This is a genomic window from Rhodopseudomonas sp., from assembly GCF_013377015.1.
Lineage (GTDB): Bacteria > Pseudomonadota > Alphaproteobacteria > Rhizobiales > Xanthobacteraceae > JARJEH01.
In genome coordinates this window covers 745-1,483 of record NZ_JACABA010000025.1, presented here as the reverse complement: position 1 = coordinate 1,483, position 739 = coordinate 745, and the positions used below count along the sequence as shown (strand labels likewise).

At 66.8% G+C, this 739-nt stretch carries 1 protein-coding gene; it reads left to right on the top strand.

Going from position 1 to position 739, the window contains the following annotated elements; translation table 11 throughout:
- Nucleotides 1-30: 30 nt before the first annotated feature.
- A partial coding sequence (locus HXX15_RS23090) for a glycine--tRNA ligase subunit beta (RefSeq protein WP_296519251.1) occupies nt 31-739 on the top strand: 709 nt, incomplete at its 3' end.

The window sequence follows — 739 nt, the reverse complement described above, 5'->3', positions numbered from 1 at the left end:
GAAGTGTTTGGCCAGACGCGGCGCCAGTGATTGAAGGCCCAGGGTCTCGGTAACGATGCGTCGTTGGTCACGCCCTTCGCGTCGCCGCGCCGCCTTGCCGCGCATGTGACGCAGGTGTCCTCACGCGCCGCAGACAAGTCGGTCGCGCAGAAGTTGATGCCCGCCGCGGTCGGTCTCGACGCGAGCGGCACTGCCACGCCCACGCTGCTGAAAAAACTTGCCGCGCTCGGTGCCGATGCTTCCGTCGTGCCGCAGCTGCGCCGCGAGTCGGACGGCAAGGCCGAGGTACTCTACTTCGACAGCATGGTGAAGGGCGCGACGCTTGCCGAGGGTTTGCAGAAAGCACTCGAAGCCGCACTCTCCGCACTGCCCATTCCCAAGGTGATGACCTATCAGCTCGCCGACGGCTGGAGTTCCGTGAATTTTGTGCGTCCCGCGCACGGCCTCGTTGCGCTGCATGGCGCGGACGTGGTGCCGATCTCCGTGCTGGGCCTCGCGGCCGGTCGCGAGACTCACGGCCACCGCTTCGAGGCGACCGTTGATCCCATTGTCATTGTCGACGCCGACGGCTATGCCGCCAAGCTCGAGGGCGAGGGCGCCGTGATTCCCGGCTTCGCCGCGCGCCGCGCCGAAATTGCACGCCAGCTTGCGGCGGCGGCTGCAAAAGCCGGTGGTCAGCCGATCGACGATGATGCCCTGCTCGATGAAGTGACCGCCCTGGTCGAGCGCCCCAATGTGC